The 24,341-nt window shown below is 62.8% G+C and carries 14 protein-coding genes; 8 read left to right on the top strand and 6 right to left on the bottom strand.

From position 1 onward, the window contains the following. Window positions 1-247 (bottom strand): hypothetical protein (locus Q8N40_RS24125; RefSeq protein WP_305713595.1); only part of this gene is annotated, 247 nt, incomplete at its 3' end. Window positions 248-513: 266 nt separating this feature from the next. On the opposite strand from Q8N40_RS24125, the gene Q8N40_RS24130 reads away from it, so the two are divergent. Next, window positions 514-1,434, top strand: coding sequence for an alpha/beta fold hydrolase (locus Q8N40_RS24130; protein WP_305713596.1), 921 nt, complete (start codon window positions 514-516; stop codon window positions 1,432-1,434). A gap of 103 nt (window positions 1,435-1,537) precedes the next feature. Here Q8N40_RS24130 and Q8N40_RS24135 read toward each other — a convergent pair whose 3' ends face one another. Beyond that, on the bottom strand, window positions 1,538-3,064 hold the full coding sequence (locus Q8N40_RS24135; RefSeq protein WP_305713597.1) for a permease: 1,527 nt from the start codon (window positions 3,062-3,064) through the stop codon (window positions 1,538-1,540). After that, window positions 3,061-3,813, bottom strand: coding sequence for an ABC transporter ATP-binding protein (locus Q8N40_RS24140; RefSeq protein ID WP_305713615.1), 753 nt, complete (start codon window positions 3,811-3,813; stop codon window positions 3,061-3,063). Before Q8N40_RS24140 ends, Q8N40_RS24135 begins: the two co-directional genes overlap by 4 nt. Before the next feature lie 321 nt (window positions 3,814-4,134). Here Q8N40_RS24140 and Q8N40_RS24145 point away from each other — a divergent pair, with 321 nt between their 5' ends. From Q8N40_RS24145 to Q8N40_RS24170, 6 genes are all read left to right on the top strand, one after another. Continuing rightward, entirely contained in the window at window positions 4,135-5,010 is an 876-nt protein-coding gene (locus Q8N40_RS24145) for a branched-chain amino acid ABC transporter permease (protein ID WP_305320331.1), read from the top strand. Between the two features lie 9 nt (window positions 5,011-5,019). Next, entirely contained in the window at window positions 5,020-6,171 is a 1,152-nt protein-coding gene (locus Q8N40_RS24150) for a branched-chain amino acid ABC transporter permease (protein ID WP_305320332.1), read from the top strand. Further along, complete coding sequence (locus tag Q8N40_RS24155) at window positions 6,168-6,926, top strand: ABC transporter ATP-binding protein (RefSeq protein WP_305320333.1); 759 nt, start codon at window positions 6,168-6,170, stop codon at window positions 6,924-6,926. Before Q8N40_RS24150 ends, Q8N40_RS24155 begins: the two co-directional genes overlap by 4 nt. Before the next feature lie 11 nt (window positions 6,927-6,937). Continuing rightward, window positions 6,938-7,717 (top strand): ABC transporter ATP-binding protein, encoded by a 780-nt coding sequence (locus Q8N40_RS24160; protein WP_305320334.1) that lies wholly within the window; start codon window positions 6,938-6,940, stop codon window positions 7,715-7,717. A 117-nt stretch (window positions 7,718-7,834) separates the two neighbouring features. Next, complete coding sequence (locus tag Q8N40_RS24165) at window positions 7,835-9,673, top strand: long-chain fatty acid--CoA ligase (RefSeq protein ID WP_305713598.1); 1,839 nt, start codon at window positions 7,835-7,837, stop codon at window positions 9,671-9,673. Between the two features lie 83 nt (window positions 9,674-9,756). Next, window positions 9,757-10,956 carry an ABC transporter substrate-binding protein gene (locus tag Q8N40_RS24170; RefSeq protein ID WP_305321516.1) on the top strand — a complete coding sequence of 400 codons (1,200 nt, stop codon included), beginning with the start codon at window positions 9,757-9,759 and terminating at the stop codon, window positions 10,954-10,956. 168 nt (window positions 10,957-11,124) lie between these two features. Here Q8N40_RS24170 and Q8N40_RS24175 read toward each other — a convergent pair whose 3' ends face one another. Both Q8N40_RS24175 and Q8N40_RS24180 read right to left on the bottom strand, forming a co-directional pair. Continuing rightward, window positions 11,125-13,299 carry a PQQ-dependent dehydrogenase, methanol/ethanol family gene (locus Q8N40_RS24175; protein ID WP_371135802.1) on the bottom strand — a complete coding sequence of 725 codons (2,175 nt, stop codon included), beginning with the start codon at window positions 13,297-13,299 and terminating at the stop codon, window positions 11,125-11,127. Between the two features lie 209 nt (window positions 13,300-13,508). Then, window positions 13,509-14,300: a transglutaminase-like cysteine peptidase gene (locus tag Q8N40_RS24180; protein ID WP_305713599.1), complete on the bottom strand. Its 792-nt coding sequence runs from the start codon at window positions 14,298-14,300 to the stop codon at window positions 13,509-13,511. A 612-nt stretch (window positions 14,301-14,912) separates the two neighbouring features. Here Q8N40_RS24180 and Q8N40_RS24185 point away from each other — a divergent pair. Further along, on the top strand, window positions 14,913-23,096 hold the full coding sequence (locus Q8N40_RS24185; protein ID WP_305713600.1) for a VCBS domain-containing protein: 8,184 nt from the start codon (window positions 14,913-14,915) through the stop codon (window positions 23,094-23,096). A gap of 47 nt (window positions 23,097-23,143) precedes the next feature. Here Q8N40_RS24185 and Q8N40_RS24190 read toward each other — a convergent pair whose 3' ends face one another. Then, window positions 23,144-24,298: a hypothetical protein gene (locus tag Q8N40_RS24190; protein ID WP_305713601.1), complete on the bottom strand. Its 1,155-nt coding sequence runs from the start codon at window positions 24,296-24,298 to the stop codon at window positions 23,144-23,146. Window positions 24,299-24,341: the final 43 nt, after the last annotated feature.

The raw sequence follows: 24,341 nt of genomic DNA on the forward strand, positions 1-24,341 counted from the left end.
GCCTCCGCAGGCAAGCCGCCCTTTGACTGTCGAAGGTTTCGGCCAGTTGCGGACAATCGGCTACCGCCGAGACCGGCATATCGCTCCGGGTTGCGGCCCGTGAGCGCGAGGCGTCCAGCGCCCGGTCGAGTGCGAAAATCAGCGCGATCGCGATAGCCAGCAGGACCGCGACCTGGGTTGCGGACAGGCCAGCGGCCTTGGGCCAGATACCTTCGCTTCGTTGCGAAGGGGTGTGTGAACGTGGCATGGATGCTTCTCCACGGTTCGCCCCCCAATGCCTGTTAGCTCGAATGGCGCATCGACGCTGTGAAGTGCTTCACATCGCCGAATGTTTTTTCCGCCCGTGAATAGCGGTGCCGATGATGGTGCAATCAATTGCCGTTCAGCGGAATTCTCGAAGCCGCAATATTCGCGATCGCGTTTAGCATCAATTTTTTGCTCGCCGCGGCGCGTATTTCGCGATTAAGCTGGTCGCCGCTGGTAGAAGAAAAAATTGCAGCGGGGAGTCCATTTTTGACGCGTGCATCCTCTTCCTATCGGCTGGAGCCGTTGCGCCGCGTCGATGCCGGCGTTCTCGACGTCGCCTATTACGAGGCGGGGCCGGCCGACGGTCCGGTCGTGATGCTGTTGCACGGCTTCCCTTACGACATCCATGCTTATGTCGATGTCGCCCCTGACCTGGCGGCGCAGGGTTGCCGCGTCATCGTTCCCTATTTGCGCGGTTACGGACCGACCCGGTTCCGCGACAAGGCGACGCCGCGCTCGGGAGAGCAGGCCGCGTTGGGCGCCGACCTGATCGCGCTGATCGATGCGCTCGGTATCCAGCGCGCGGTTTTCGCCGGCTACGACTGGGGCGGCCGCGCCGCCTGCGTCGGCGCCGCGCTATGGCCGGAGCGCTGCGCGGGGCTGGTGTCGCTCAACAGCTACAATATTCAGGATATCGCCAGAGCCATGGTGCCTGCCAGCGCCGAGCGCGAGGTCCCGCTCTGGTACCAGTATTATTTCCAGATCGAGCGTGGCCGCGCCGGCCTTGCCGCCAACCGGCGCGAGATCGCGAAAATTCTCTGGCAACAATGGTCGCCGAACTGGGCTTTCGACGATGCGACCTTCGAACGCTCGGCCACAGCCTTCGAGAATCCTGACTATGTCGACGTCGTGATCCACAGTTACCGCCATCGCTACGCGCTGGCCGAAGGCGATCCGCAATATGCGGCGCTGGAACGTCAGTTAGCGGCGCAGCCTGCGATTTCCGTTCCCGCCATCACCCTGGACGGAGCCGGCGACGGCGTGTTCCCCGCCAATGACGGCACCGCGACCGCGGCGAAATTTACCGGCCCGCGCAGCCATCGGGTGATCCCGCGCGCGGGGCACAATTTGCCGCAGGAAGAACCGGAAGCGTTTGCGGCAGCGGTGATGGAGTTGATCAAGTCGTAGGAAAAAATTGACCACCGTCATCCGCGAGATAGTTCGGCAGGCGGGCGCCTGCGTGGTGGGACGACAAATTCTTGCCGGAGACGCGGAGACCGGACGACGAATCTCAATCCCGCCGCGGGCTGATCTTCCAGGTCACCGCGATGATGGCGGCGGTGATCAGGCCGCTGATCAGGCCGGCGATCGGCATTGCCAGCGCCAGCACGGCGGTGGCGGCCCAGCCGATCGAGGAGAAGGCTTCGGCGAAGGTGGCGAACCGCGACGAGGTCTGGCGGCGGCGGAACTGGCTGCGCCTTACCTGCACACGGAACCAGTGCTGGATCGCGGTCGCCGATCCCGCCGCGACGATGATGCCGAGCGTGGTGACAGCAGCTTGCAGCGGCGCGGCATAGGCCAGCGCCATCAACAGCGGCGCGAAGATCAAGGCGATCGCGATCAGCACCACCTCGATCTTGGCGCGGGTGACGCGTGACGCCGGCAACGGCGCGGTTGCCACCAGGTCGGGGGCGTCCTCGCCCGAAATCGTCAGCCAGGCGAGGCCGCCCGCGAGCTGACCCGCGGCCATCACGATGACAGGCGTGATCAGCACGAGGGCGGCGTCGCTGTCGGCGAAGCTTTTCCACAGCAGCAGCGCTGGCGGCACCAGATAGAGGAGCTGCATCAGGCTCTGCGACAGCAGCCAGGGATCGCGCTTCAACAGCACGAATTCCTTCCAGCGCAGCGCCTGCTGCCGCGAACCGGCGCGAAACGCCTTTGCGCTGAAACCTTGCCGGGTGGTCGCGGGGTTGGCCGAAGCGCTGACGACGGTATCGGCGAAGCGCGGCGAGAAGATCGCCATGACAGCGCCGAGCAGCACGAGGCTGCCGGCCAAAAGACACAGCAGCGCTTCGCCGTCGCCAAGCGCGGCGCGCGCCGGCCACCAGACGACGCTGTCGAGCGCCGGCGCGAAGACCGCCGCGCTGTCCGACGTCAGCACCGCGAACCGCGCCAGCGTGCCGTAGGACAGGATCGCGGCAATCTGTAACGCAATGACGAAACCGGCACCGATCACGGCGGCGAGGATTTGCGCCACCAGCCGGGTGCGGCTCGGGCCGATCAGGCGAAACAGCACGACCGTGACCGCGATCGCGACCGCCGCGGCGCTCAGGCCAATGGCGACGACCACGCCGAACGCGGCAAGCCAGCGCCAGCCGCCTCCGATCACGAGAACATCGACGAACGGCGACGACAATAGAAGCGCCATCGCCGTGACCTGAAGCGCGATCGCCGCGATGCGAACCGAAAACACATTGGCCAGGGCGACCGGCGACGACATGATCAGATCGAGATCGGCGCGGGCGTAAAATACCCGCGTCACCGATTCGATGGCCTGCGACAGCATCAGCGCCCATGCCAGCAGGATGGTCGCAGTGATGACGATCAGGGTGGATTTATCCAGGGGCTCCTGCAGGTCGGCATACCGGCCGATCACAGCGTAGGCGGGCAGGTGCATGATCGCTGCAAGAACGATCAACCCGAAAATGGCTGTGCGCTTGCGGCCCTTGCGGCCGGCGGTGAGCATCGCCAGCCCCTCACGCCATGCCAGCCGGATTTCGTGCCGGGCAAACCAGGTCAGATCCGCTGACGAGCTCATGCCGCGGCGGCCTCGGTGTCGACCAGCGCGATGAACATGTCCTCGAGGCTGGTGTCGTTGCGCCCGTTCTGCTGGCGCAATTCGCTCAGCGTCCCCTCGGCGATCAGCCGGCCCGATGCGATCACCCCGATCCGGTCAGCCATCCGTTCCGCCACTTCCAGGATATGCGTGGTCATGATCACGGTGCAGCCCGATCGCACCCGGTCGCCGAGCAGGCCCTTGACGTGGCGCGCCGATACGGCGTCGAGCCCGGTGAGCGGCTCGTCGAGGATGATCAGGCGCGGGTCATGCACCAGGGCTCCTGCCAGCGCCACCTTCTGGCGCATGCCCTTGGAGAAACCCTCGCAGCGCTCGTGCAGATGCGGTTCGAGGCCGAGCGAAACCAAAAGATCGCGCGCCGATGGTTCGGAAACCGCGGGGTCGATGCCCCACAGCCCGGCGACGAAGGCGAGATATTCCAGCGGGGTCAGCTTGTCATAAATCATCGGCTCGTCCGACACCCATGCCGTGATCTGCTTGGCGGCGACGGGATCGGCCAGCGCGTCGATACCGAGCACCGAGACCGAGCCGGCATCGGGCCGCAGCAGGCCGGCCACCATTCGCAGCGTCGTGGTCTTGCCGGCGCCGTTGGGCCCGAGCAGCGCATAAAACTCGCCGGTTCGGACGGTCAGATCGAGCGCATCGACCGCGAGGCGGTCAAAACGCTTCGTTAACCCTCGTAACGCCAGCGCGGATTCGTCGGGCTTCATGTCGGGGCGACCCTGCCGTTGCATCGGATCGCACCATGGACCGAAGAACTTTCGGCGCGGTGAATCGAGGGCGGCAAATCCCGCCGGTGCGCGGTCTGCCCGTGACTGTGCAAAGGCGGTTGCCCGGGACTGCGGCATTTGTCCGCAACCGGCCCGCCGGGACGGCAGCCAGCGTTAAGTTGACAGGGATCAGTGCTTTGGGCTGTATACGGCCAGGTGTTCGCGAGTGCTTCGACACTGTCGATGCGGGCAGCGACTAGACACAAGATGCGGCAAAGGTGACCGATAGAGTCGCCGCGCATCGGGGGAGGGATATCTGCAATGCTGGACTTCGTTCAGCAGTTGGTGAGCGGTATTGCGCTCGGCTGCGTCTACGGCCTAATCGCGCTCGGTTTCGTCCTGGTATACAAGGCGACCGAAGTCGTTAATTTTGCGCAGGGCGACCTGATGATGCTGGGCGGATTCTTCGCCTTCACCTTCATCGGCATCCTCGGCCTCAATTACTGGCTTGGTTTCGTCGGCGCGGTCATCGCGATGGCGCTGTTCGGCATGCTGGCGGAGCGGGTCGTGGTGCGCCCGATCCTCGGTTATCCGCAATTCTCCATCATCATGGCGACGATCGGGCTCGGATACTTCCTGCGCTCCATGGCCGGCATCATCTGGGGTACCGACGACCTCAAGATCGAGACGCCGTTCAGCCAGGGCGTGCTGCGGATCGGCAGCCTGGTACTGGCCTATGACAAACTCTCCGTCATCGCGGCGACCATCATCCTGTGCGCGCTGCTGTATCTGTTCTTTAACCGGACCACGCTCGGCACCGCAATGCGGGCGAGTTCGGAGAACATGCTGGCGGCCTATTATATGGGCATTCCGGTCAAACGCGTGGTGTCGATCGTGTGGGCGATCTCGGCGGCGGTGGCGACCGCGGCCGGCGTGCTGCTGGCGCCGATCACCTTCATCCACTCCAATGTCGGCCTGGTGCTGGGGCTGAAGGCCTTTCCGGCGGCGGTGCTCGGCGGCTTCGGTTCGATCCCCGGCGCGGTGGTGGGCGGCGTGCTGATCGGGGTGATCGAGAGCATGGCCGGTTTCTACCTGCCGCAGGGATGGAAGGATGTCGCGCCCTACCTCGTTCTGCTGATCGTATTGCTGCTCAAGCCCGAAGGCCTGTTCGGCCATCACGCGCGCAAGAAGGTTTGAGGATCAGCCATGCGTTTCATGTTCAAGACCGACTATGAAGACGACATCAAGCTGTTTCCGCACGGCGGCTATATTGTCACCTACGGCATTTTGCTGGCGTTCCTGGCGGTAGCCCCCTTCGTTCTCTCCAGTTATCTCGTCAGCCAGATGGTGTTCGTCTTCATCTACGCCACCGTCGGCGTCGGGCTGATGATCCTGACCGGCTTCACCGGGCAGGCATCGCTTGGCCATGCCGCCTTCCTCGCCATCGGCGCCTATACCGCGGGGTATCTGCAACAATACAACGTGCCGTTCCCGGTATATTTCCTGGTTGCGGGCGTGCTGACCGGCACCGTCGGGGCCATGGTCGGGTTCCCGGCGCTGCGGCTGCAGGGCATCTATCTGGTGATTGCGACGATTTCCTTCGCTTTCATCATCGAGGAAATCCTGGCGCGCTGGGAAAGCGTCACCCATGGCAACGAGGGCATGCGGGTCAAGGCGCTGCAATTCCTCGGCACCACGGTGTCGCGCGACAGTCCCTCTTTCTACTTCCTCTGTCTTGCCGTGCTGGCAATCACCATCCTCGCCACGCTCAATTTGCTGCGCTCGCCGACCGGCCGCGCCTTCGTCGCGATCCGAGACAGCGAGACCGCGGCCCGCAGCATGGGCGTCAACGTATCGCTCTACAAGGTCAAGTCGTTTGCGATCTCGGCGGCGATCACCGGCTTTGCCGGCGTGCTGTTCGCCCACAAGCTGTCCTTCATCAGCCCGGAAATGTTCACGCTGCAGCTCTCGATCGAGTTCATCATCGTGATCCTGATCGGCGGCGCCTTCAGCCCGCATGGCGCCGTGCTGGGCGCGATCTTCATCGTCATGATCGATCCGTTCCTGACCTACCTCAAGGACGACGTGCCCGGAATGATCGCCGCCGTGGCCGCGACCTTCGGCGCCGGTGCCGAGATGGCCGCGACGATCAAGACCAATGTGGCCGCGTTCGCTTCCGCCAACGGGCTGAAAGGCGCGATCTACGGGGTCATCATCGTGGTGTTCGTGCTGTTCGAGCCGCTCGGGCTTTACGGACGCTGGCTCAAGATAAAGCTCTTCTTCCAGCTGTTCCCGCTCTACAAGCGCGCCACCTTCAAGCGACAGAAGATTTACGTCAAATCGGAGCGTAACCGATGAGCTACTTCCGCGCCGAAAACCTGTCGCTGCATTTCGGCGGTCTGAAAGCGGTCGACGCGGTCTCCTTCGCCGTGGAGAAGGGCGAGATCCTGTCGATCATCGGTCCCAACGGGGCCGGCAAGAGCTCGATCTTCAACCTGGTGTCGCGGATCTACAATCCGACTTCGGGCCGGATTTTCTTCGAGGACCAGGACATCACCGACGAGCCCGCCTTCGGCATCGCCAAGCTCGGCATCGCCCGCACCTTCCAGAATATCGAACTGTTCGAGAATGCCACCGTGCTGAGCAACCTTCTGGTCGGCCGGCACCGGCACTCCACCACCCAGCTCTGGCAGGAACTGCTGTTTCTGCCGAGCGTACGCGCGAACGAGAAGGTCCATCGCCGCCGGGTCGAGCAGGTGATCGAGTTTCTCGATCTCGAGCCATACCGCGACAAGCTGATCTCGGGGCTGCCCTATGGCGTGCGCAAGGTGATCGAACTGGCGCGGGCGCTCTGCACCGAGCCGAAGCTGATCCTGCTCGACGAGCCGTCGTCCGGGCTGAATGTCGAGGAGACCGCCGACATGTCGTTCTGGATCCGGGACATGAAGACCGAGCTCGGCATCACGGTGCTGATGGTCGAGCACGACATGACGCTGGTGAACCGGGTATCCGACCGCGTGATCGCACTGAACTACGGCAGGGTGCTGGCGATGGGGTCGCCGGCCGAGGTGCAGCGTCATCCCGACGTCGTCGCCGCCTATCTCGGCGCCTAGAGGATGATGCCATGAGCACTTCCGACATCATTCTGAAGCTCAGCAATATCGAGAGCTATTACGGGCCGATCATGGCCATCCGCGGCATCAGCATCGAGGTGCCGCGCGGCAAGATCGTGACCCTGCTCGGCGCAAACGGCGCCGGCAAGACCACGGTGCTGAAAACCATTTCCGGCATTCTCGATCCGCAGAAGGGTTCGATCGAGTTCCTCGGCAAGCCGATCCAGCGCATGGAGGCCGACAAGATCGTGCGGCTCGGCCTCAGCCATGTACCGGAGGGGCGCGAGGTGTTTCCGTTCCTGAGCGTGCGCGAGAACCTGATGATGGGCGCCTATCCGCGCAAGGATCGCGACGGCGTCGCCGGCGACCTGGAACTGGTCTACGGCTATTTCCCGCGGCTTCGGGAGCGGATCGACCAGCCGGCCGGGCAGCTGTCGGGTGGCGAGCAGCAGATGCTGGCGATCGGGCGGGCGTTAATGAACCGGCCGACGCTGCTTTTGCTCGACGAGCCGTCGCTCGGCCTGTCGCCGATCCTGGTCAAGGAGATATTCACGATCATCAAACGGGTCAACGAAGAGCAGGGCATGTCGATCCTGCTGGTCGAGCAAAACGCCAAGATCGCGCTGGAAACCGCCCATTACGGCTATGTCCTGGAAATCGGCCGGGTGGTCATGAACGACACCTGCGAGCGGCTGATGAATTCCCCGGACATTCAGGAATTCTATCTCGGCGCCAAGGAAGAGGGCGCACGGGGCGAACGGCGCTGGAAAAAGAAGAAAACCTGGCGCTGATGCGGGATTGGCTTTTGGGGAAGATTCGGCGTTAAATACGGGTTCTGTCGCGCGGAAAAGACTGGCTGCCAAGGCCGGCACAAGCAGACGGGGCCGAGAGGCGAGAGGGAACGACGTATGACCAGACCCGCAGTGTTGACTGTGGCGGACACGATCGCGAAGAGCTTTCTGTTGGCGGTGGAAACCCGTGGCGACAAGCCCGCGATCCGCGAGAAGAAATTCGGCATCTGGCAACCCACCAGCTGGCGGCAGTGGCAGCAGATATCGAAGGAAATTGCCTACGGATTGCACGCCATCGGCTTCCGGCCGGGCGACGTCGCCTCGGTCGTCGCCAACGCCGTACCGGAATGGGTGTATGCCGATATGGGCATCCTGTGTGCCGGCGGCGTTTCCTCGGGCATCTATCCGACCGATTCGGCGGTCCAGGTCGAATACCTGGTGAACGATTCCTCGACCAAGGTGATCTTCGCCGAGGACGAGGAGCAACTCGACAAGATCCTGTCGTGCCGGGCGCGATGCCCGACCTTGCAGAAGATCGTCGTGTTCGACATGGAAGGTCTTTCCGGCTTCATCGATCCGATGGTGATGTCGCTTGCCGAGTTCATGGCGCTCGGCAGCAACCACATCAACGATCACGCCGCGCTGTGGGACGAGATGATTGCCAGCCGCAGCGCCGGCGACCTCGCCATCCTGGTCTACACCTCGGGCACGACCGGCCCGCCCAAGGGCGCGATGCATTCCAACCGCAGCGTGACCCACCAGATGCGTCACGCCAACGACCTGTTTCCGTCGAGCGACGCCGAAGAACGCCTGATCTTCCTCCCGCTCTGCCATGTCGCCGAACGGATCGGCGGCTATTACATTTCGCTGGCGCTGGGATCGGTGATGAATTTCGCCGAAAGCCCGGAAACGGTGCCGGACAATCTTCGCGAAGTGCAGCCCACCGCGTTTCTGGCGGTGCCGCGGGTATGGGAGAAATTCTATTCCGGCGTCACCATCGCGCTCAAGGATGCGACCCCGCTGCAGAACTGGATGTATCGCCAGGCACTGGGGCTGGGATATCGCCTGACCGAGTACAAATTGCAGGGCGATACGCCGCCGCTGCCGTTGCGTCTCGCCAATCAGGCGGCCTACTGGCTGGTGTTCCGCAACATCAGGCGCATGCTGGGGCTGGATCGCTGCAGGCTGGCCTTTACCGGTGCGGCGCCGATCGCGCCCGACTTGATCCGCTGGTATCTCGCGCTCGGCATCGACATGCGCGAGGTCTATGGCCAGACTGAAAACTGCGGCGTCGCCACCGTGATGCCGCCGGATCGCATCAAGCTCGGCTCGGTCGGCAAGGCCGCGCCCTGGGGCGAAGTGAAGGTTTCCCCCGAAGGCGAGATCCTGATCAAGGGCGACTTCCTGTTCATGGGGTACCTCAACCAGCCGGAAAAGACCGCGGAGACCATCGACGCCAAGGGATGGCTGCATACCGGCGACGTCGGCTCGATCGACAATGAGGGCTTCGTCAAGATCACCGACCGGATGAAGGACATCATCATCACCTCGGGCGGCAAGAACATCACGCCGTCGGAGATCGAGAACCAGCTGAAATTCTCGCCCTACATCTCCGACACCGTCGTGATCGGCGACAAGCGGCCGTTCCTGACCTGCCTCGTCATGATCGACCAGGAGAACGTCGAGAAATACGCCCAGGACCACGACATTCCCTTCACCAATTATGCCAGCCTGTGCCGGGCGCCGGAGATCCAGGCTCTGATCCAGCGCGAGATCGAGACGGTGAACGTCAATTTCGCGCGGGTCGAAACCATCAAGAAGTTCTTCCTGATCGAGCGCCAGCTGACGCCCGAGGACGAGGAACTAACGCCGACCATGAAACTGAAGCGCAGTTTCGTGAACAAGCGCTACGCGGCCGAGATCAACACCATGTATGGCGAGCGCGCGGTGGCGTAAGCGGCGGCGACATCAGGAAAAGGCGAAGGATCTAAAGGCCCCGGCCTTCGCTCAACACGGGCCAAACGAAAGAGGAGACTGCAATGTCGAAATCGTTCAAGGCGCTGGGCCTTGCGGTGGGCGCCCTTGCGCTGACCCATCTGCCGGCCGCAGCGCAAACCAAGGTTACCAATGAAGGGATCTCGCCCACGGAGATCGTCATCGGTACCCACCAGGACCTGTCCGGCCCGATCAAGGTCTGGGGCGTTCCGGTTTCCAACGGCATGAAAATGGCGGTCGAGGAAATCAACGCCGCCGGCGGCATTCACGGCCGCAAGATCAAGCTGGTCCTCGAGGACTCCGGCTACGATCCGAAGCGCGCTGTGCTGGCGTCGCAGAAGATGGTCGAGCGCGACAAGATCTTCGCGATGGTCGGCCCGATGGGTTCGCCCACCGTGCTCGCCGCGCAGGACGTCCTGTTCGATGCCGGCGTGCTGCAGCTGTTCCCGCTGACCGCGGCCGAATTCACCTTCAAGTTCGACCCGGCCAAGCCGCAGGAAAGGCTGAAGTTCAACAACCTGCTGCCCTACGTCGAGAGCACCCGCGCCGCGGTGAAATACATGATCGAGACGAAGAACTTCAAGAAGCCCTGCGTCATGCATCAGGACGACGAGTACGGCAAGAACGTGCTCGACGGCTTCACGCAGCAGGTTACCGCGATGAAGCTGACGCCGGCCTCGATCACCAGCTACAAGCGCGGCGTGTCCGACTTCAGCGCGCAGATAGCCAAGATGAAAGCCGACGGCTGTGACATGGTCGTGCTCGGTACGGTGATCCGCGAGACCATCGGTGCGATGGGCGAAGCCAAGAAGCTCGGATGGGACGTGACTTTCCTCGGCGCCACGCCCACCAACGTGCTCGAAGTGCCGGCACTGGGCAAGGAGACGGTGGAAGGCCTTTATGCCGCGTCAGGCTTCGAAATTCCCTACGAAGACACCGCCAAGGGAAAAGTGAAGGACTGGCTTGCCAACTACAAGAAGATGTTCGGCTCCGACGCCAACACCCAGGCAATCATCGGCTACAATACAGTGACGACGTTCGCGCATTATGTGAACAAGGCCGGCAAGGATCTGACCGGACAGAAGCTGCTCGATGCGCTGGAGTCTGGCGACAAGTTCCAGGATATCTTCAACTCGCCGCCGACCGTGTTCTCGAAGACCAACCATCTCGCCACCACCATCACGCAGGTCCAGCAGATCAAGAACGGCCGCTGGGTGCTGGTGAAGGAAGGCCTGATGTTCTGAGGCTGGCTTCCCGCTAACGACGAAGGGCTGCGCGAGACGATCGCGCAGCCCTTCTGTTTTGTTCTGTCATTCCGGGGTGATGCAAAGCATCGAACTATGGTGCGCAATTGCGACCTGAGAATCTCGGGATTCCTGGTTCGCGCTTGCGCGCGTCCCGGAATGACTTCGTTACTTCGGCCGGATCGCGTCCGCTGTGCCCTGGATGAAGGCCTGGATCTTCACCACATCCGCTTCCGTCAGCTTGCCCGTGAAATCGGGCATGCCCTGGTCGCGGTGCGGACCCTTGAACACGAAGTCTTTCAGGTTCTCGATCGACGCCTTGCCGATATAGGCGAGGTTCCGGACGTTGCCGCCATTGTGGACTCCCGGCACCAAATGACACTGCACGCAGGCGGCGACATAGATCGCGGTGCCTTCGGGCACGTCCTTCGGGTCGTATTTGACGCCGGCGAGCAGACCCTCGGTCTGATATTTCACGAACTCCGGCAGCGGCGCTTTGCCGTCGATCGCGAAGGTATAGACCGTGCCGGGGCTCCGATACTCGGTCGCGCGCACCGCAATTCCGAATACGCCGCCCCAGCCGACCGCAATCGAGACATATTGCTTGCCGTCGATCATGTAGGTCGACGCGGCTGCCACCACGCCGGTGCCGGTCGGACTCTCCCACAGCTTCTCGCCTGTCGTGGCGTTGTAGGCGATAAAGCGTCCGTCAGCCGTCCCCTGGAACACGAGATTGCCGGCTGTCGTCAGTGTGCCGCCGTTCCACGGCGCCACATATTCGGCGCGCCAGACTTCCTTCTGCTTTACCGGGTCCCACGCGAGCAGCCGCCCGAATGGCTTGTTCTTGGGCGGCGTCGCGTCGAGTATGAAGCCGACGTTCCAGCCCGCCGCGGAGGCGAACTTGCCCGGCTCCTGCGCGTTTTGCGTGAGCTTCTTCTCCGGCGTCAGGTTCACCGGCACGCCCTGGGCCGGCAGATAGACGAGGCCGGTCTGCGGATTGAACGACATCGGATGCCAGTTGTGGGCGCCGTACGGGCCGGGAATGCTGTCATAGGCTTCGGCGCCGCGTGCCGCCGCCACTTCGATCGGCCGGCCGTCGGCGCCGTAGCCGGTCGCCCAGTTCACATCGACGAAGTTCTTCGCCGAGATGAACTTGCCGTTGGTGCGGTCGACCACGAAGAAGAAGCCGTTCTTCGGCGCGTGCAGGATGACCTTTCTTGGTGCGCCGTCGATGGTGAGGTCGGCGAGGATCATCGGCTGGGTCGAGGTGTAGTCCCAGTGATCGCCCGGCGTTTGCTGATAATGCCAGATGTACTTTCCGGTGTCGGCATTCAGCGCCACCAGCGAGGCCAGATAGAGATTGTCGCCGCCGGCCGGGCTGCGCAGGTCGCGGTTCCATGGCGAGCCGTTGCCGGTGCCGATATAGACCATGTTGAGGTCGGGATCGAAGGTAATGGTGTCCCACGCGGTGCCGCCGCCGCCATTGATCCAGTATTTGCCGGCGGGATCCCAGGTCTTGGCCGCAGCCGCCATCGATTCGTCCTCGAACGGCTTCGAGGGATCGCCCGGCACCGTGAACCAGCGCCATGCCTGGTTGCCGGTCTCGGCGTCGTAGGCGGTGACGTAACCGCGGACGCCGTATTCCGCGCCGCCATTGCCGATCAGCACCTTGCCGTTGAAGACGCGTGGCGCGCCGGTGATGGTGTAGGAATGCTCCTTGCTGACGACCGTGTCCTTTTCCCAGACCTTCTTGCCTGTCACCGCGTCGAGCGCGATCAGCCGTCCGTCATAGGCGCCGACGAACACCTTGCCCTTCCACAGCGCGACGCCGCGATTGACCACGTCGCAACAGCCCTTGTAGCCCTTCTCCTTGTCGATGCCGGGGTCGAAGCTCCAGATGCGCTTGCCGGTGCGGGCGTCGATGGCGTGCACCACGCTCCATGACGCCGTCACATACATGATGCCGTCGACCACCAGCGGGGTCGCTTCGACGCCGCGCGAGGACTCCAGCGGATAGGTCCACACCAGGCCGAGCTTCTTGACGTTGTCGGTGGTGATCTGGTTGAGCTTGCTGAAGCGCGTCTCGGCGTAATCGAGGCCGATGGTCGGCCAGTCGTTCGAGGTCGCGGTATTGGCCTTGATCGAGGCGCCGTCGACCGTCGAGGTCACGGCCTTGATGTGATCGGGCGAACCCTTGGCGGCGTTCTGGGCGATGGCGCCACTTGCGGAAATCGTCAGGCCTAATGCGATCGTCACGGTGGCCTGTGCAAAGCGTGTCACCGGCCGAACACCGGCATCGCGAATAAAGCGGCGAGCAAAATCAACGCGCGGCGAACGTGTCATCTTTCCCTCCCAAGCGATCTCTAGCGGATCTGCAGGGATGGTATGCCGGTACGAACAATGTCGTCAATCAAAGGTAGAGGCGAAGTGCAAAAGAGAAAATTTCTCTCGCCATAATTTCTGCCATACGAAATGCCAAGCGCATTCGAATGCACTACAATATCGAAGGATGATCCAAATTGCTTCGATGTTAGCGGGCGGTGGAGGCGACGTCACATCGGCGACGTTGCGATCCCGGAATGGCTCATCGCTTCCGAAACCAGGTTGCGATCGCTCAGCACCGGCATCGGCGCTTCCTGGTAGCGTTTGACGCCGTCGCGATCGAGCACGAAACTCGGCCGGTAGTTTCTGACCTGGGCGTCCTCGACCATCGCCATGCGGCGATTGTCCAGCGTCAGCCATTGCCCATTCAGCCTAGCGGCGGCAACGGCGTGATCCTCGCCGCGGATGGTGTCGCGCATGATCACGATGCGCAAATCGTCGGGCGAGACGCCGGCCCGCTGCAGCGCAATGAACTTGGCGATCGCATAGTCTTCGCAATCCCCGGCGCCACGGGTCAGCGTCGCCAGCGGCGAACTCCACACGTCGATCTGCCCATATTGTTCGAGGTCGCCCATCGGCCGGATAGCGAGGTTGATGGCGCGATTGATCTCGCCGAGGCGGGCGCGGCCGTCGCGGCCTCTGGCGACGTCGACGATGGCGAGAAACTGCAGCGCGGCCGGCGAGGCGCAGCGATCGGGATCGCCTTCGCACAGCGCGAGTTGCACCATCTCATCGTCGAGGCGACGCTGCACGCCCTGCCACTTTGCCAGCAATCCGCCACCGGCGAGATGCGATGCAAACAGCCCGAACGGCTCGGCGGATCGTTCGACCGGATCCGGTGGCGCCGCCACATTCCGCGTTCCCGCCGACAGCTCTGCCGCCGGGCCGAACCAGGCCATGCCCAAGGCAAGCACGGCAAGGATGACGGCGCGCGACCCGCGCGAGTGACCTGATTTTCCCATCTGACGCCCCATGTCCGGGCATCGGCGGGGCGTATGTGCCCGCGCGTGACCGGATCGTTTCGACGCAGAGGATGGCCGGGGGGAGCTTTGATTTGGCTTAAAGCCGGCCGAGGCGGGCCGGAAAGCGTGAAACAGGCTGAAATCGGTCTCGCCGGTTTGCCTAAAGTTTTACGGATCGGCGGTCGCGGAGACAAAATCCGCTAGCGAGGGCAGAAAATGCATTCTGAGATTGTCCGGGGAGATCTTCCGCTGGATATGGCTAATGCGGAGGGAAATTCACCGCGTGTAAGCTGGTTCACAATCTTTGCCGGGGAAATGACGCAGTATGCCCGCAAGAATATTTCAGTATCAGTTTGAGGCAAGATCGGACCTGAATTCTATACAATGGACGACGAAAAATGTAGCGTTTATAACTATTTCTGGCGATGATTTACTCGCGAAAACTTGGACCAATACTTCAAGTCTTGGAGATCCCGGAAGAGCAGGCCGTGCAAGGCGGCCTCCCGGAATGAGGTTTGCACAAGCTGGAGATGGTTTCGGATTGTTCCGTCCAGTGATAAGCAGGATTCCATAGACGATATTCTTTGAAAATTAACCATTTACGGTGACGCATTGAACTTCGCCGGTAAATTCGGGTCGGGCACGCCGGATAATTTTTCCAGTGCCGGCTTCAAGATCGACGCGCTGGGACACCAGGGTGGCGGCGATAGCGTTACCATTCCCGATGCGCATCTGTTGTTTTCCGGCGACTATTCGCGGTCCGGCGCCGACCTGATCGTTTCGGATCAGTTGCATCGCGTGGTGGTGTCCAACTACTTCCAGGGCGACAAGCGTCCCACGCTGCTCTCGCCTGATGGCGCGCCGCTCGACCCCGGCTTCATCGAAGCCATGACCGGGCACGTTCAATACGCCCAGGCTGCAAGCACCGCCGCGGCCGCCGCCGCCAAGGTGGTCGGTCATGTCGTCAAGATGACCGGCAGCGCCAGCGTCGTGCGCAACGGCGTCACCGTCGCGCTCAACAACGGCGACACCGTCCTGCAGAACGACGTCGTGCAGACCGGCAGCGGCTCCAGCCTCGGCCTGGTCATGATCGACGGCACCACCTTCAACCTCAGCGCCGGCGCGCGGCTGATGCTGAACGACCTGACCTACGACGCCAGCAGCACCGCGAACTCGTCGCTGTTCACCCTGGTGCAGGGCGCGGCCAGCTTCGTCGCCGGCCAGGTCGCCAAGACCGGTGACATGAAGGTCGGCACGCCCGTCGCCACCATGGGCATTCGCGGCACCGCGGTGATTCTCGACATCTCCGCAGTCGACGGCAAGGTCTCGATCTCGGTGATCGACCAGCGCGACGGCCAGGTTCATTCGGTTCAGGTTTTCAATAGCAGGGGTGTCCTGATCGGAACTGTGACCAGCAACGGCACGACGCTGACGCTGACGCCGATCGCCAATTTCGAAGTGATCGCCCAGGAGAGCAACAAGACCGTCGCGCAGATTGCGCAGGAGTTTGCTATTTTTCGGGAAGCGCTGAGCCTCTACGAGATCCAGAAGGCGATCGATCCGAACCTTCCGCAGCACACCGAAAACAACACTGCCAATCCGCGGCAGTATGCCTCCGCCGGCAGCACCCCGGCCAACCCGCTTGCGCCCGAATACATCCCTGTTTCCGGCAACGCGCCTGCCAGCTCAGGCGATGGTGCGCCTGTTACGGTCGAGCTCAACCTGCCGACGCCGGGCCAAGTGCCGACCGGAATTCCCACACCGCCTCCATCTCCGGGTGCTCCGATCGTGGTCACGGTGGTGATTCCTCCCGCACCGCTGCCCTTCGTGGTCACCCCGCCGACGGTCAACCAAATCTCGGGGCCTGGCGGCGACCATTTCGGCCCCGTCATGAGCGCCGACGGGCAGTTCATCGTCTACGACCCCGATGGCACGATCTTCCTCTACGAACATCAAACCCATACAACGATCACGATCGCCGAAGCGGGCAACGGCTTCAGCTACAGCGGCCAGACCATTAGCGCCGATGGCCGCACCGTCGTGTTCCAGGGCACCGACGGCACCCAATCCTGGGTCTTCATCTACAACAACGATCCTTCCGACACGGCGCATTATCAGCAAACCACCCAGCTCACCGCCGGCGGCGCGCCCGCGGTGTCGGGCGACGGCAGCAGGATCGTCGTCGAGCACGGCGGCAACAGCATCGGAATCTACGATCCCCAGGGCCATGTGATCGCCACCATCACGGCGGCCGCGATCGGCGAAACCGGCGCGGTGTGGCTGCCGGCGATCAGCGCCGGCGGCCAGATGATCGCGTTCTGGCAGACCGATGCGGCGGAGCCGGGCGGCTCCGGTCAGCTCTTCGTCTATGACCTCGCGACCGGCGCCGCCACCGCGATCGCCGGCACAGCCACCGACGCCGGGATGAGCGCGGCCTCGTTCAGCGCCGACGGGCGCTATGTCGTCTATCAAAGCGACGCGCCGGGCGGCCATTCGGAAATCTATCTCTACGATCTCTCCACCGGACAGGTCGTGTTCCACACCGCCAATGCGTCGGGCGCCAGCTATAATCCGGTGATCAGCCCGGACGGCAATTTCATCATCTTCGCCAGCGACGCCCAATTCGCGGGCGACGGCAATGCCGTCACCGATACCTATCTCGTGGATATCAGCGATCCCGCCAATCCCGTCTACACCAGGGTTTCGAACCTCGCCAACGGCAACCAGCCCGACGCCGTCGCCAATCTGGGCGCGACGATCAGCGCCGGCGGTCTGTACATTGCGTTCGCCAGCAGCGCCGCTCCCGGCACCGGCGATATTTTTCTCGCCGACCCGACCTCGGGCCGCAGCGCGATCATCCAGGAACGCGCCAGTTCGCCTGCTATCCTCACCGCTGCAGGCGTCATCGAGCTGACCGGCGACAACAACGGCGCCACGCTCAGCGTGGCGAATCCGAACGGCCGATTCACCGCATCGTTCAATGCCAATGGCGACATTGTCTGGAATTTCAGCGAGCCGAAGTCTGATTTCGCAGCACTACTGCCCGGCCAGAAAGTGACGCAGGATTTCATCATCCTGCTGACCAATGACAGCGGCACGATGCAGATTCCGGTCCGGGTGGTGGTCTACGATGCGGATCTGCCGGTGACGGTGGCGGTGGCCAACCCCGGCACCATCGCCGGCGACAACAACGACAATGTTCTGACCGGCACCGCCGGCAACGATATCCTGCAGGGTTTCGGCGGCAACGATACGCTCATCGGCCTGACCGGCGTTGACCGCGCGGTCTACACCGACGCAACCAGCGGCATCACCGTCAATCTCGCGGCGGGAATGGTGACCGGGCAAGGCGTCGGCACCGACACGCTGCAGTTTGTGGAAGCCGTGCAGGGCAGCAACTTCGCCGACACCTATTCCGCGACCGGCTTTACCGGCTCATCCGGCCTGCCGGGCGTGCCTGTCGGCTTCAATTCCTTCGAGGGCATGGCCGGCGACGACATCGTCACCGGCAACGTCAATGTGCAGGGCCAAGCGCTGACGCGGATTTCCTATGCCAGCGCCAGCGCGGCGGTGACGGTCGACATGGCCACGGGCACCGCGACCGGCAATGCCTCGGTCGGAACGGACCACTTCACCAATGTCAGCACGGTGATCGGATCCCGTTTCGGCGACGCCCTGCGCGGCAGCGACAACGAAGACGGCAGCTTCGAACAGTTCGACGGCCGCGGCGGCAACGATACGATCGATGGCCGCGGCGGCTATGATTTCGCCGCCTACAACAACGACCCCGCCACCCGGTCGGGCATCACGGTCAACCTCGCTGCCGGTAGCGTGGTTGGCGACGCCTCGATCGGCAGCGACATTCTGTACAGCGTGGAAGGTGTGCGGGGCACCCACTTCGCCGATACCTACAATGCCGTGGGGTTCAATGGCGCCAGCACCAACGCCGGCTCATTGGGGTTCTTCAACAGTTTCGACGGCCAGGACGGCAACGACAGCATCACCGGCAACGGCAACACGCGGATCCAGTATTCGCAGTCGACAGCGGCCGTGTTCGTCGACCTCGCCAATACCGCTGCCGGCGGTACCGGATTGGCGCGCGACAGGGCCGACGCGCTCAATCTGACGAACCTCGATCTCGCATCGGTCGGGATCGATGTCATCTATGGCGGCGTCAACGCCGTGATGGGCTCGATGTTCGGCGACACGCTGCTCGGCAGCGCCAACAACGAACAGTTCATGGGCCTCGCCGGCGACGATTTCATCAATGGCCGCGGTGGATTCGACATCGCGCAATACAACAACATGACCCACACCACGGGCGGAATCAGCGTCGATTTCACGCTGGGCACCGTGACCGGCGATGCCTCGACCGGCACCGATACGCTGCGTGGAATCGAAGGCGTTCAGGGCACCAATTTCGCCGACAGCTTTGATGCGACCGGATTCGGCAATTCCGACCACCTCGATGCCGCGCTGTTCAACGTCGGCAACAACGGCACCTATAATCAGTTCGAGGGACTGGCCGGCAACGACACCATCACCGGAAACGGCAACACCCGCGTCATCTATTTCAATGCGGAGGCGGCTGTCACGGTCGATATCGCAGACGGCACCGCCGACGGCGATGCCTCGGTCGGGCACGACGTTTTCAGCGGCGTCAACGGGGTCGGCGGCAGCGATTTCGCCGACATCCTGCGGGGCAGCAACAACGCGCAGGGAACGATCGAACAGTTCGACGCGCGGGGCGGCGACGACACCATTGACGGCCGCGGCGGGTTTGACCAGGCGATCTATTCCAATGACCCGAACGTTACCACGGGAATTACCGTCGACATGTTCGCCGGCACCGTCGATGGCGACGCCTCGGTCGGCCACGACACTCTGGTCTTCATCGAGTCGGTGATCGGTACCCGGTTCGGCGACATTTACGATGCGCTGAATTTCGTCGGCTTCAACGAATTCCAGGGCCTCGGCGGCGACGACCAGATCACCGGCAACGGCACGACCCAGCTCGGCTATTACAACGCCACTTCGGGCGTGACGGTCGACATGAAGCTGGGAACCGCCGATGGCGACGCCTCGGTCGGCCACGATATTTTTGACGGCGTCAATCAGGTCCGCGGCTCGAGTTTCGGCGATAATTTCACCGGCGACGACGATAACAACATTCTCGACGGCCTTGGCGGCAACGATAGGCTCGACGGCAGCGGCGGCGACGACGACCTGTACGGCGGCGCCGGAGCGGACACCTTCGTCTATACGACGGGCATCGACACTGTTCACGACTTCAACCGCAGCGAGGGCGACCGGATCGACCTCACCGGCGTGGCGGGTGTCCATTCGCTCGCCGATCTCGCCGATCTGATCGCGGTTACCGAAGGCAACAACACCCTCATCGACTTCGGCGAACGCGGCACGCTGGACTTGCGCGGCGTCACCACGCTGGTCGAAAGCGATTTCATCTTCGCAGCACCGCCCGTCAATGCAGCGCCTGACTTCACAGGTAACGATCTCGAGGCGACCTACACGGGCGCAGCTGTCGCGATCGCGGGTGATGTCACGGCGAGCGACATCGACAGCGACGACTACGACGGCGGGTCGCTGACCGCGACCGTGACTGCGGGAGGCAGCGAGGGCGATACGCTGTCGATCGCGGAGAGCGAATACATCCAGTTCGCGATTTCCGGCAATGTCGTGAGCTACGATTCCGACGGGGAAGGCGGTGACGCCGACTTCGTCAGCATCGGTACACTGACCAACAATTTCAACAGCCTCACGATTGCGTTCAATGACAACGCCACCGACGATGCCGTTGCCGCGCTGACGCAGGCGATCCAGTTTTCCAACGCCAAGTCGAATGTCGCGCCCGGCACCAGGACCGTGACCTTCACGCTCGACGATGGCGGCGGCACCGCCAATGGCGGTCACAACACCGATTATTTCACCGCCACGGTCGACGTCGAGGCGGACGGCCACCCCGCCACCTTCGGTGGCGACACCACGGGTGAGGTGACGGAAGACGACACCACCATTCCCAGCGGTTCGATCCACGGGCATGATTTCGATGACGGCACGCTGACAGTGCAGGATGCCGACAGCGGCGAGAGCTATTTCCAGGCGGTAGCCCCGACGGCGCTGGTGGGCACTTACGGCGACTTCACCTTCGATCACACCACCGGCGATTGGACCTATGCGCTTGTCCATGTGCGCGTCGATGGCCTGGCCGCAGGTGAGGTTCAATACGACACGCTGATGGTGACGTCGGCGGACGGCACGACGCAGGATATTGTCGTCACCGTCAACGGGGCCAACGAGAAGCCGGAATTCACGGCCGCCAATCCGGCGGCGACGTTCGCTGCCGGTGGCGGATCGGTGGCTGTCGTCAGCGGTGTTTCGGTCAGCGATATCGACAGCGACGATTACGGCGGCGGCTCGTTGAGCGCGACGGTATGGAACAGCAGCAGTGGCGACAGGTTGTCGATCGGGGGCAACGCATTCATCTCGGTTGCTGCTGTCGCCAGCGGCCAGGTTGTCATGTTCGATGCCGACGGCGGCGGCGCGGGTCTGGCCGTTGAAATCGGCACGCTCTCGGACAACGGCGACAGTCTGACGGTGTACCTGAACGACAACGCCACCGATGACGCGGTCGACGCGCTGGCTGAGGCTATCCGGTTCGAGAACAATAATTCCTACCCCGATATCGGTCTCCGCACCGTGACTTTTGCGCTCAACGATGGCGATGGATCCGACGCTTTCGAGGCCACGGTCGATGTCGTCGCGCCGCCCTCCAATCAGGCGCCGGTCGCAGGCCCCGACAATGTCCTCGTCCGCCCCGACTACCTCGCTATTGCCAGCACATTGATCACCAACGATAGCGACCCCGACGAGCACCCGTTCGTGATCTCCGGTGCTGCGTACGGAGAGAACGAGGCGACGCTGGACGACGGCATCTACACGATCGAGGGACAGTATGGAACGCTGAAGCTGTTTGCCACTGAGCACGAATCGGTGACGTTCGGGGGATTCGAGAACTTCCACGTCTATGCCGGCAACTTCATCTATGCGATCGGCCAGGACGCCAACGACGAGCCGATTCCCGGCGTTCCGATCTACGACCTGCAGCCGGGTCAAACCCTATCGGAAGAGTTTACCTACACCATCACCGACAGCTATGGCGCGATCTCGTCTCCCGCCACTGTCACGGTGACGTTCGAGCCGTCGCTGGTCGATCTCAGGGTGCACACGACGGAGGGTTACGACACCACGACGCTGTGGAATGATCTTTATAACGGTACCATCACGGCGATCGACGAAACGCACATTACCGTGGTGAATGATGGTCGAACGATTGAGATCGACGCCAAGGATCTGATGTTCACTCTGGGCAGCGGTGAATATTCCATAGACAGCGGCCTCATCAAGGGCTTCCATGTCACCGGTCCGTCGGGCCCGTTGTTCGACGCGGTGCGATACAATCTTCCGGCGGGATTGCTCGACGCAGCGGTGGACAGTCACGACTCCACCGAGTTCGACAATATGCTGGCCGAGTATGGCCATGACAGCCACGGCAGTGTCGGCGCCGATGTGCTGCGCGGCGGCGACCTCGTCGATTATTTCGATACTGGGGGCGGCGCTGATACCATCGTCGCGGGCGGCGGCAACGACGTCGTTACCATCAGTGACAACGCTGCGTGGAATATCGATGGCGGCGACGGAGTCGACACCGTCAAGCTGTCCGGCGCGTTCAATCTGGCCGCTGGTCCCGAGGGTCAGAATCTGACCAGCATCGAAATCGTCGATCTGAACACGACCGATGCCAACGCCGTGATCGTCGAACCGGAAGACGTCTTCGAACTTAACGCAGATGGTGTGGTCCGGATACTGGGCAATTCCAGCGACAACGTGGTGCTCGCCGGCCATTTCACCGGGCATCCGGATGGTCAGTGGTTCCCGATGGCCACGGAAATATTCTATCAGGGAGATAATGCGACCGCCGGCGTGTCGTTCGACATGTATGAGTACAAGGACGGCGAGGAAACCCTGGCGACGCTCTATGTCGAGCACGGCGTTCCCGTCGACAGCGGCCCGGTCATCCTGAGCAACAGCCTGCAGACGGCCGGCGACGAATTCGGCGGCGCGACCGTAAGCCAGCTTTCGGTGTTGGACTTCTACACCGAAGGGCTGACCATCTCTGCCGTGGCCGGCGACGGCACCCTGGCGCCGGCCGGGTCGATATCGGGGCTCGACCTTGTCGACGACGGCGACGATGCCACGTTCGCGGGCACGGGGACACTTGAGGCCATCAACGAGATGCTGGCGGATGGAATCACCTACGCGCCCGACCTGGACACGCCGCCGCTGACCGACATGGTGACGGTGACAATCGACGACGGCCACGACACCGACAGCCTCCATTTCATCTTCAATGTGACCGGGGAAAATCCGACTCTGTTCGGCACGCAGGGCAAGGATATCATTTACGCGACCGAGGGTTATGACCAGTTCGTGTTCGCGGCGACCAATGGCTCCGGTCGCGACACCATCATCAATTTTACGCCGGGGCAGGATCAGATCGAACTGGACTACGTCGCCTTCGATCCCGGTGAGGAAAATGGCTTCACCAGCTGGCTTGCGAATCACGCTACTGCTACCGCCATTGGTGCCGACGTTCTCATCGACCTGAATGTGGACGGTGAGCACCCGAACCAGGATACGATCCTGTTGAGGAACGTTTCACTTCTCAACCTGAGTGCCAACGATTTCATCCTGCCTTCCGGCGGCGTCGGCAACTGACGCCGGAATCCGGCTCATGTCGTGATGCGGGCAAGATCCTCGCGATCCTACCCCACCCGCGGAATCCCCATCCGATCGACCTCCGCCAGCACCGCTGCTAGGTCCTGATGGCCCGCCCCGAAATGCCCCTTGCGTTCGCCCAGTGGCACCGTGTGCCCCGCCGCCAGCCGGTAATGCCGGTCGTGCACCAGGCACCGCGCGCGAATCAGCGGCCACAGCAGCAGGCCGAGCATGCGCTGGTCGTGGCCGTATTTCGCCGTCGGCCCGCTGATAAAATAACGCCGCATCAGTTCGGCGATCTCGATGCCGCAGTCGGCGCGACCGTCCCAGGTGCCGCCCATCATCAGTTCGTTGTGCATGACGTGGTCGCGCATGACGTGAAACGGATAGCCGCTGTCGATCCATTGCCGAACGGCATCGGCTTCGGCCGCGGATACCCTGGCATCGCAATCGCGTACCAGAAAATACCCGACCGTCGGGTCGTCCATGACCAGGAAGCGCTGGAACAGGCCTACCCCCGGATATTCGTCCGCCATGTTCCTGAGCTCGGCGCCGTTGTCGCGCAGGAAGGCGATGCAGGCCGGCGACACCGTCGCGTCGACGTAAAAGCGGCAGGTCCAGTCCGGATACACCTTCCGGCAGAGCACCAGATTGATCATGGCGCCATAGGCGTAGAAGAGCTGTGGCCCCCACAGCGAAAACGAAATCATCTTTCGTCCGGTGGGTGGCCCGGCCGGCTCCTTCAGGGCGAACGGCAGCGGGTTGCGGCAGGCCTCGGCGTCGCGCAGGTCGAGGGCGCGCTGGCCATGGCGGATCGCCTCTTCGGTCTTGCCGGCATAGAAATGCGCGACCTTGAGGGTGTCGAGAATGGTTAGGTCTTCGCCGTGCTGGGCGATGTAGGCTTGCGCCTGCGCGATCGTCTCGTCGAAGCGCTTCATATTCGAAAGCGTCGCGATCCGGGCTTTCTGCAACCGCGCCATGCCGGGCTGGCGGCGGTTCAGCTCCTCGGCCAGCGCCAGCGCCGGCGTCCAGTCGCGCTTCTGGAAGAACGCATCAAACAGCAATTCCCTGGCCACGAGATCGTCGGGATCGCTGACGGTGATCGCGCAGAGCTGGACGATTGCCTTGTCGTTGTCGCCGGCCCGGAGCAGCGCGCGAATGGCGTCGTGGCGCGGCGCTACTGGCGGAAGGGTGCCGCTCACAAGGTTGGACATATTCCCGCAGGGCCCCGAAGCTTCGAATATC

Source organism: Bradyrhizobium sp. (assembly GCF_030693485.1).
GTDB lineage: Bacteria > Pseudomonadota > Alphaproteobacteria > Rhizobiales > Xanthobacteraceae > Bradyrhizobium.

Coding starts and splice junctions, on each gene's coding strand:
- Q8N40_RS24135 (WP_305713597.1), bottom strand. CDS start 3,064: ATGAGCTCGTCAGCGGATCTGACCTGGTTTGCCCGGCACGAAATCCGG.
- Q8N40_RS24140 (WP_305713615.1), bottom strand. CDS start 3,813: ATGAAGCCCGACGAATCCGCGCTGGCGTTACGAGGGTTAACGAAGCGT.
- Q8N40_RS24145 (WP_305320331.1), top strand. CDS start 4,135: ATGCTGGACTTCGTTCAGCAGTTGGTGAGCGGTATTGCGCTCGGCTGC.
- Q8N40_RS24150 (WP_305320332.1), top strand. CDS start 5,020: ATGCGTTTCATGTTCAAGACCGACTATGAAGACGACATCAAGCTGTTT.
- Q8N40_RS24155 (WP_305320333.1), top strand. CDS start 6,168: ATGAGCTACTTCCGCGCCGAAAACCTGTCGCTGCATTTCGGCGGTCTG.
- Q8N40_RS24160 (WP_305320334.1), top strand. CDS start 6,938: ATGAGCACTTCCGACATCATTCTGAAGCTCAGCAATATCGAGAGCTAT.
- Q8N40_RS24165 (WP_305713598.1), top strand. CDS start 7,835: ATGACCAGACCCGCAGTGTTGACTGTGGCGGACACGATCGCGAAGAGC.
- Q8N40_RS24170 (WP_305321516.1), top strand. CDS start 9,757: ATGTCGAAATCGTTCAAGGCGCTGGGCCTTGCGGTGGGCGCCCTTGCG.
- Q8N40_RS24175 (WP_371135802.1), bottom strand. CDS start 13,299: ATGACACGTTCGCCGCGCGTTGATTTTGCTCGCCGCTTTATTCGCGAT.
- Q8N40_RS24180 (WP_305713599.1), bottom strand. CDS start 14,300: ATGGGAAAATCAGGTCACTCGCGCGGGTCGCGCGCCGTCATCCTTGCC.